Raw genomic sequence first — 946 nt, 5'->3', positions numbered from 1 at the left:
CGGGCGCGCTCGCCGGAGCGGTGTCGCGGGACGAGGGCCGGGTCGGCCAGGGCGGTTCGGCGGACGACAGCGAACTGCGCCCGTACCGACCCGGGGACCCGATCCGTCGGGTGCACTGGGGGCAGAGCGCGCGCCGCGGTGAACTCCACGTCCGCCAGACCACGCAGGCCCAGCCGCCGGAGGCCGTCATCGCGCTCGACGTCCGACGCGAGTCCTACCAACGCCTCGGCCGCGACGACCTCGCCGAGCTGTCCGACCTGGGCGGCGACGCGGCGTTCGAGCACGCCGTGGTCGTGGCCGCGAGCGTCGCCCGGGCCCTCGCCGCGCGGACCTCACGTGTCGTCCTGGTCAGCGACGACCCCGACGGGATCACCCGGCACGCGGGGGACGCCGGAGGACTGACCGACGTCCTGGTCGGGCTCGCCGACGTGCGGGTCCGCTCGGACGCTCGCGACGTCACCGAGGTCCTGCCCGACGTCCGCGGGCGCGACGTCCACGGGATGACCGCGGTGGTCACGGGCCGGTGCACGGCGGAGCAGGCGGCCGAGCTCGTCTCCGCCACCATCGGGTCGAGCCGCGGCATCCTCGCCACCATCGTCCCGCCCGAGCCCGTCGTCCGCGGCATCCTCGACCGTGGCGGGTGGCGATCCGTTAGCGAGGTGCCGCCGGCTTCCATTCAGGTCGAGGTGGCCCGGCTCCATGCACCGCGACGCAACGCGGGGAGGCAGACAAGGTATAGGGCGGCGCCTACAATCCATGCCAACCCGTTCCATGTGCTCGCCGAGGCGGCATAAATCGCCGTGACGATCAGCGGTCCAATGATCGAAGTTAGGCTGGTAAGAGCCGCGAGCGATCCTTGAAGCTGTCCCTGATGGTCGTCATCTACCTGCCTGGACAGCATGGCCTGCAACGCGGGCATCCCGATGCCGCCGGAAGCGAGAAGAAT

The 946-nt window shown here is 72.0% G+C and carries 2 protein-coding genes; one reads left to right on the top strand and one right to left on the bottom strand.

What is annotated here, in order from left to right; all coding sequences use genetic code 11:
* Positions 1–794 (top strand): DUF58 domain-containing protein (locus I59_RS20550; protein WP_148286048.1); only part of this gene is annotated, 794 nt, incomplete at its 5' end.
* On the opposite strand, the gene I59_RS21225 is transcribed toward I59_RS20550, so the two are convergent.
* Positions 677–946 (bottom strand): MFS transporter (locus I59_RS21225; RefSeq protein WP_034304916.1); only part of this gene is annotated, 270 nt, incomplete at its 5' end. The genes I59_RS20550 and I59_RS21225 overlap by 118 nt on opposite strands.

This window comes from Curtobacterium sp. B8 (assembly GCF_000333315.1).
GTDB classification, from domain to species: domain Bacteria; phylum Actinomycetota; class Actinomycetes; order Actinomycetales; family Microbacteriaceae; genus Curtobacterium; species Curtobacterium luteum.
This window is presented reverse-complemented; position numbering and strand designations above follow the sequence as displayed.